The 6,732-nt window shown below is 63.2% G+C and carries 10 protein-coding genes and 1 pseudogene; 4 read left to right on the top strand and 7 right to left on the bottom strand.

Features of this window, described 5'->3' with window-relative positions:
- Window positions 1–256: pseudogene (locus MKK75_RS18660) on the top strand (hypothetical protein); the annotation flags it as partial.
- A gap of 3 nt (window positions 257–259) precedes the next feature.
- On the opposite strand, the gene MKK75_RS18655 reads toward MKK75_RS18660, so the two are convergent.
- Both MKK75_RS18655 and MKK75_RS18650 read right to left on the bottom strand, forming a co-directional pair.
- Window positions 260–823, bottom strand: coding sequence for a hypothetical protein (locus MKK75_RS18655; protein ID WP_244044026.1), 564 nt, complete (start codon window positions 821–823; stop codon window positions 260–262).
- A gap of 166 nt (window positions 824–989) precedes the next feature.
- On the bottom strand, window positions 990–1,280 hold the full coding sequence (locus MKK75_RS18650) for a hypothetical protein (protein WP_244044025.1): 291 nt from the start codon (window positions 1,278–1,280) through the stop codon (window positions 990–992).
- A gap of 219 nt (window positions 1,281–1,499) precedes the next feature.
- Here MKK75_RS18650 and MKK75_RS36130 point away from each other — a divergent pair, with 219 nt between their 5' ends.
- Window positions 1,500–2,360: an NYN domain-containing protein gene (locus MKK75_RS36130; RefSeq protein WP_244044024.1), complete on the top strand. Its 861-nt coding sequence runs from the start codon at window positions 1,500–1,502 to the stop codon at window positions 2,358–2,360.
- Between the two features lie 8 nt (window positions 2,361–2,368).
- On the opposite strand, the gene MKK75_RS18640 is transcribed toward MKK75_RS36130, so the two are convergent.
- Window positions 2,369–3,355 carry a site-specific integrase gene (locus MKK75_RS18640; protein WP_244044023.1) on the bottom strand — a complete coding sequence of 329 codons (987 nt, stop codon included), beginning with the start codon at window positions 3,353–3,355 and terminating at the stop codon, window positions 2,369–2,371.
- Window positions 3,342–3,653: a hypothetical protein gene (locus MKK75_RS18635; protein WP_244044022.1), complete on the bottom strand. Its 312-nt coding sequence runs from the start codon at window positions 3,651–3,653 to the stop codon at window positions 3,342–3,344. The genes MKK75_RS18640 and MKK75_RS18635 overlap by 14 nt, the downstream gene beginning before the upstream one ends.
- Before the next feature lie 201 nt (window positions 3,654–3,854).
- Here MKK75_RS18635 and MKK75_RS18630 point away from each other — a divergent pair, with 201 nt between their 5' ends.
- Window positions 3,855–4,532 carry an AAA family ATPase gene (locus MKK75_RS18630; RefSeq protein ID WP_244000976.1) on the top strand — a complete coding sequence of 226 codons (678 nt, stop codon included), beginning with the start codon at window positions 3,855–3,857 and terminating at the stop codon, window positions 4,530–4,532.
- 382 nt (window positions 4,533–4,914) lie between these two features.
- On the opposite strand, the gene MKK75_RS18625 is transcribed toward MKK75_RS18630, so the two are convergent.
- Entirely contained in the window at window positions 4,915–5,148 is a 234-nt protein-coding gene (locus tag MKK75_RS18625; protein ID WP_244000978.1) for a DUF2171 domain-containing protein, read from the bottom strand.
- A 324-nt stretch (window positions 5,149–5,472) separates the two neighbouring features.
- Here MKK75_RS18625 and MKK75_RS18620 point away from each other — a divergent pair, with 324 nt between their 5' ends.
- Window positions 5,473–5,730: a DUF6894 family protein gene (locus tag MKK75_RS18620; RefSeq protein WP_244044021.1), complete on the top strand. Its 258-nt coding sequence runs from the start codon at window positions 5,473–5,475 to the stop codon at window positions 5,728–5,730.
- Window positions 5,731–5,732: 2 nt separating this feature from the next.
- Here MKK75_RS18620 and MKK75_RS18615 read toward each other — a convergent pair whose 3' ends face one another.
- Both MKK75_RS18615 and MKK75_RS18610 read right to left on the bottom strand, forming a co-directional pair.
- Window positions 5,733–6,191, bottom strand: coding sequence for a hypothetical protein (locus MKK75_RS18615; RefSeq protein WP_244044020.1), 459 nt, complete (start codon window positions 6,189–6,191; stop codon window positions 5,733–5,735).
- 50 nt (window positions 6,192–6,241) lie between these two features.
- The gene (locus MKK75_RS18610; protein WP_244044019.1) at window positions 6,242–6,490 is read right to left on the bottom strand and encodes a hypothetical protein; all 249 of its coding nucleotides are present in this window, start codon (window positions 6,488–6,490) and stop codon (window positions 6,242–6,244) included.
- Window positions 6,491–6,732: the final 242 nt, after the last annotated feature.

Genomic DNA, 6,732 nt, shown 5'->3' with positions numbered 1-6,732 from the left:
GCAGAGCATCCGCGCCCGCATGTCCATGCGCGGGCTCTACATCCCGCACGAGGCCGATTGGCGGAAGGACTTCGAGGCCGAGCTCCTGCGCTTCCCGGCCGGCGTCCATGACGATCAGGTCGACGCGCTTGGCCTCATTGGACAGCTGCTCGACCGCGCCCGGCCGGGCGTGGCGCCGAAGGCCCCGCCAAAGCCGACCGGCGGTCTCGCCGGGTACAAGGCGGTTCGGTCCAGCGGGGGATCGTGGCGGGTGTGAGTGCTACGCAGTCCCATCCGCTGGCTGCGCACGCGCCAGGCCGACGCCGGCAAGCTCCTCATCGCCACGGCGCCCTCCATGGGCTGCAGACCACCTCTCCCGAACCGTCTGGGCAATGCCGGCAATTACCGGCTCAAGGGTCTCGGCGATGGCGAACGGCGGGTGGAGCGGCATCCGGCCCTGTTCCCGATACCGAAAGACGTGCGCCCCATGGTACGGGCCGAGGAAGTCCATCAGTTCCCCGAATTCCTCGGACGGAGGGTTGAACCCTCGTTCCAGCGCCAGTCGGTACAGGCCCACCAGGTTGTGCCTGAGGGTCGAGTGCATGAGGCCGCCCTGCTTCGCGCTCGGGTCGGCGCCGCCGCTGAGCAGGTAGGCCTTCAGGGCCAGCTCGGACGCGTGGCAGAGCAGGTGCCAAGCCGGCGCGAGCAGGTTCACGTCTCGATGCGGCGCCCTCTTGGGATGCACCCGCACGGCAGCCGCGCGGTATGCCTCGGCATCCTGGATCAGGCCGATGGCGATCTGCTCCGACGGACGCGGACGGACTGGGGATGAACCACCGCTCACAGGAACCCGCTCCCACTGTGCCTCTTACAGGCATTCGCTCACTGGTTGCTCAGCACTCGCCGCAGTCGCGTCACCGTGGCCCTACGCTACACCGCGACCGTCGCTCCGGCTGAACGCCGAACGGCACAGGGCCGAACCACGTCGACACGGGATCCGGCCCATCCTCCTATTCTGCCCGCATCGTCACCGATCCATCCTCTGGGTCGACCGCCTCGACCCGAGGGCTGACGAGGCCGGCCGCTCCCACCACGTCATCCAAGCCGCGGTTGCAGGCCCCCGCCAGCACGTCGCTCGACGTGGTTGGCATGATGGCTAAGAGGGAGCGCACCAGCACGGACACGATGGCCTCACAGGCGGTGGGATGAAATTCAGCGCCTTCCTGCTCGCGTTCGAAGGCCGAGACGACGTTCTCGGCGATGACCTTCGCAGCGGTCTCAATGTCGGGTCCGTGCGTCATCTATGCTGCTTGGTGTAAGCCTTACTTAAGGCGCTTCGGCCCACTATCTCACGGGCTGCCGGCTCACCCGTCGGCAACCGATCGGTTGGTTGACCGTTCCTGAGACGGGTGTTAGCACGCCCCACCAGCCCCTGGCAGTAAGCTTCCCGACCGGCGCGAGCCGTGAGATCCTTTGGGGGGCCGAGCCCAGGGGCTTGCGTGTTTATGGTGGGTCACTCGGTGGCCGTCTTCGTTGACGGTGGCTTCTTTCTGAAGCGTTTGCGCCATGTGTTCCCCGACGTGGATCACACTGATCCGGCGGCCGTCGCCGACCTCATCCACGGTCATGCTCTGCGCCATCGCTATCAGCGTACAGGGCGAGATGAACACCAACGCGACGTGTTTGAGAATTACGATCTCTACCGTGTTTTCTTCTACGATTGCCCGCCGCTTGAAAAGAAAATGCATTGGCCGATCAGCGGCAAGGCTATCGATTTCGGCAAATCGCCCGAGGCCCTGTTCCGCAAGGCACTGCATGATGAACTGCGGCGCAAGCGGAAGGTAGCCCTACGGCTGGGACATTTGATTGATACAGTCTCTTGGCGGCTCTACGATCATGCTCTCAAGAGCATGCGGCGAGGCGAGAGAACCTTCGCGGATCTGACCGACGCGGATTTTGCCATCGACACCAATCAGAAGGGTGTCGACATGCGTCTTGGGCTCGACGTTGCGGCGCTTTCCTACAAGCGCCTTGTCCAGCAGATCGTGCTCGTGGTCGGAGATAGCGACTTCGTACCGGCGGCCAAGTTGGCGCGGCGTGAGGGCATTGATGTGATCCTCGATCCTCTTGGGCTTTCTGTGCACGATCACCTGTACGAGCATACTGACGGTGTCCGCACGCCTGAGCGCTTCACCAAGAAGGCCCGCCAAGTCCGGAATGTCGGTTCTCCAGGCCGCGTCATGAGACGCGGAGGCGAGGACATCGAAGAGGTTGGGGCGCCGGACCCGTCCGCACCACCACAGCGAAGACGACCCCCACGCAGGCCCGATCCCAGCCGACCAGCGCAACGCAGACCGCAGAAGCCGGAAGTTTCAGAGTAGCCGCGTTCCTACAGAAATCCGCTCCCGCTGTGCCCCTTGAACGCGTTCGCCCGTCGGATGTACCCGACCACCGTGCGCGGATCGCGGTGCCCCGACTGGTCCATGATGCGGGCGAGATCCGCCCCACGCTCGGCCGCCGTGGTGATGTAGCCGGCGCGCAGGCTGTGCGCCCCAAACGTCGAGGCATCGAGCCCCGCAGCCGTGCAGTATCGCTTGATGATGTCGGCGACCGCCTGCGTCGTCAGGCGCGGCAACTCGCCGGTCGCCGGATCCGGGGCCCGCACGTTCCCCGACCGCGAGACCGGCCGGAACACCGGCCCCGTCGTGATGCCGGCCGCGTCGAGCCATTCCCGCACCAGGGCGACGGGCCGGATGAACCGCCCGTGCGGGATCGCCTTCTCCAGCCCCCTGCCCTCTTGGTCGACCTTCGATCTCCGGACCATGACGCGCAGGCCCTCGGGATCCTCGCGTAGGTCCTCGACATCAAGGGCAACGAGCTCGCTTCGGCGGAACGCGCCAGCGAACCCCAGCCCGAGCAGCGCCCGATCGCGCTTGCCGGTCAGTGTATCGGGCGTCCGCATCAGCAGCGCCGCCAGGATGTCGGCTGTCGCGGCTGCCTTCTGCGTCGGGGCGACGCCGACCTTGCGCCGGGCGCCCTTCACGGCAGCGTGCACGCCCTCGTCGTCTGTCGGGTCCGGCGCCTTGGCCAGCTTGTGGCCATACCGGATCGCGGCGAGGCGCCGGCCCAACGTCGAGGCCGCCCTGCCCTCCTCGGCCTCCGAGACGATGAAGGCCGCCACGGTCTCGGGCGCTGCCGGCATCGACCGGAACCCACAGCGTCGGCACCACGTCTCGAACACGCGCACGTCCGACATGTAGGCCCGGATCGTCGCCGCGGACTTCGAGGCGCGCTGATAGGCCTGGACGAGCGCCTGTGTCTCAGCCGGTAGTCCGGCCTCGACGGGCTCAATGATCAGGATTTCAGAGGTCGGCATCACAGCCTCGCCCGGCACCCAGCGCCGCGGCGAACATCTCACCGAGAACCGCGTCCGCCCAGTCGTTCGGCAGATCCATGTAGCGGGAGGCGTGCCGCACAAGGCCACACCACGCCCGGCCGTCCTCGAACTCCAGGGCTGGGCATGGCCCTTCCGTGCCCGCACCGATGTACTCGACCGCGATGGCGCACGGCTCCTCGGCGCAGCAGTAGCCGCAGCCGTTGCAGCCCTCGCCCTTGGCCGGCTTCACCGGCAGGCGCTGGCCCATGGTGCCGTCTATCAGTTGGATCGCTGCCATAGGCGTGACCTACCAGCCAAACTTTCGAGAACAACTATTATCGAAAGTTACGACGCCGGACGGCTTCTGGCAAGCCCCATAAACGGTAAACCTATACCTAAACATAATCGTTCTACCTAAACGGCACACCTTGAGTTCAAGCTAAACGGTATCTTTGGACTTAGACCTACACCGTTTACAAAGCGCGCCGGAGGTGAGTCGATGCGGGTAGTTTCGATCTTGGGTCTGAAGGGCGGGAGCACGAAGAGCACGCTCACAGCCCACTTGGCCGTTGCCGCGCATCATGCCGGGATCCTTACGGCGATCGTGGACACTGACCCGCAGGCCACTCTCCGCATGTGGTCCACCCGCCGTCAGACCGAGGGGCCACCGGTTCGGCCCGAAACGACGCCCGAATTCCTTGAACCGACACTGCGTGAATTCGAGCGCCAGGGTGCGGAGCTTGTCCTTATTGATACGGCAGGCAAGGCCGAGATCATGGGCAAGCGTGCGGCCGAGCTGTCCGACCTCGTGCTGATCCCCTCGCGGACTTCGCTTGCCGATATGGATGCCGTACCAACCTCGCACGCAATGGCTCAGGGGCTGGGCAAGCCCAACTTCGTCATTTTCACCGACGTGGACGTGAGCGGCGCCAAGAAGGACGTGAAGGAAGCCGCGGCCGGGTTCGTATCCCGTGGCATCCCGACTGGCCGGGAACACGGCGCGCCGTTCATCTGCCATCGCAAGGGCTACAAGAGCTGCCTGATTGACGGCAGTACGATCCAGGAGATTGAGCCCGAGGGGAGGGGGGCCGAGGAGATTGACGCCCTGTTCCGTTGGGTGGCGAAGCAGGTGGGGATTAAGGTGAAGCGCAAGCGGACGGAGAAGCAGAATGGCTAAGCGGCCCAGCCTGTCCGCCTCGTTTGTGGTCGGGGAGCAGCCCATCCTAGACCCTACACCTCCACCTAAAACTCAACCTCCAGCTCAAAGTTTAGATACACCTAAACCTACACCTAAAGCTCGTGATCACCGGGAGAACCGGCAGGCTTTTACGGTGTGGCTGGACCGGGACCTGATTGCCAAGGTGCGTGGCCTATCTCGCGAGTTGGTCGCCGAGCATGGCCGTGCTGGCAACTCGATCGAGGCTCTGGTGACGGAGGCCTTGAACGAGGTGTTGGCGAAGCACGCGCGATAGAGAAGCGCGCCAAGCCGAGCGTGCCGTGATGATATGGCCGCCCGTCCGATTTCTAGTGCTTGCGCGCCTACCGTCGGCGCCAACGGCTTAGGACGTCGACCACTCGCGCATCACCTCATCCGCTGGTCGGTCGAGATGGACCTTGCCGCCCTCAATCGCTCGCACGAAGTCGACCGGGATGAAGTGGTGCAGGCCGCCTGCAGCCGCATCTTTTTTGGTCAGCTTGATCTCACCTCTGTCGACGTGATCGACTGTGCCGACGTGCGTTCCGTCCGAACCGATTACCTCGGCATGCTCCTGAATCTGCGCGACATCAACCATCGGTTTCACTCCCTGTTGGAGCAGTCGTAACCGGTGTCCAAATGGCGAGGTTCCAGCTCAGTTGGCTGCCACCGAATGAGCGGGCGCTGAGGCAGATCATGGACGGGGCAGGGGAGCCGAAGTACCTCTCCGACACGGCGAAAGAGATGGCGATTATACCGTTCGCAAATACAGTGCGACATATCCTTCGCGGATCGAAGAACCTGATCCATATGTGATCGCCGCCCACCGCCGTGTGGCACAGCCAACGGCAGTCGCAGTCTCTGACTCAGGCATGTCCGCGATTGAGAGCCATGGCTCCCGCCTTCAACGGCGGAGGTGCGTGTGCCGCGCTACCATTTCAACGTCTATGATGGCGTCGTCATGCTCGACAAAAAGGGCGTCGAGTTGCCGGAGATTATGTTCGCGCGCCGAGAAGCTATCCGATACGCCGGCGTGCTTCTTGAGGAAGGCGCAAGGTTAGAGAGCCTTGGTTCAGAATGGCGGATGAAAGTCACTGATGAGGTAGGACTGATCCTGTTCCGGCTAGACTTCTTCGTTACCCCATCGGCGGCCATGAAGCTGGATCCAACGAACAGATAACTTCAAGAGCTCGTCGGCTTCACCTTGGCAATCCGTTTTGGGGCCGCATCAAACGCGGCTTCAACCTCACTCGCCCCGGCCTCGCGTGGAGCTTCAATGAACCAGCGGCGCTGTTCCTCGGGCGTGAGGTTGTCCGCGCCGAGTTTGCCGACTGCTTTCGCGAGCGTTGCTTTGGATGCTTTCACATACGCAGCAGCTTCGTCGGTGCGAGTTCGCGCAGATCGTGCGGCGAGCTTGGCAGAGTCCACCACAGCCTTTGCGTCGGCCACCATCGCGCGGGCGCCTTGCGTCTCCGGCGGCAGCTTCTCGGCGCCTGCCCTGACTGCATCCTTGCCGATCTGGATCCCGCGTTCCGGATCCTTGGCCAGGACTGCATAGAACAGGGTGAGTGGCTGCTTTGGCGCATCCTCATCCGGACATGCGACCTTGACGATGAAGGCCGTCTGATTGGGCTCTGTCATCGATGGAGCCTACACCCGAAACGCTCTGCAACTAAGGCACAACTGATCGGTCAGACCGCCGTGAGGCGCTTGGTGTTGAAAGCGACGTGCTCCCGGTAGCGCGCGATCACGGTTTCGGGCGAACCACCGAGCATCAGCGTCGTCATCGCCTCACCGGCGGCGTGCATCTTCTCGACCACCATTGACTGCATCTCGGCTCGGCCCTCGCGCCCGCCCCAAGCGATGCGGACCATGCGCAGCTCGATGACCCGCTGCGACTCGATCGCCAGCATTATCGATGAAAAGATGGGATTGTACATTGAGCCTTCGCACCGAGTGAACGCAGTTCCAGTTCAACATGATCAAAGATTATAAAGATCCATCATTAACATATGTTGGATTTTAGCCATCGATCTTTTATTCGATTGCCCTTGAAGTCGCAGGCCAGAACTTTCATCCATTGGCATATGTTTCTCGTTCATGTTCGCAATAACGCGGGCAAGCGAGGTTCATGAGTGTCAGAGCATACCTCCGGTCAAGATAGCCGCCAGGGCAAGCGCGG

The organism is Methylobacterium sp. J-030, from assembly GCF_022829545.1.
Taxonomy (GTDB): domain Bacteria; phylum Pseudomonadota; class Alphaproteobacteria; order Rhizobiales; family Beijerinckiaceae; genus Methylobacterium.
The sequence above is the reverse complement of the archived record's forward strand: the minus strand, read 5'-3'. Positions and strand labels throughout refer to the sequence as shown.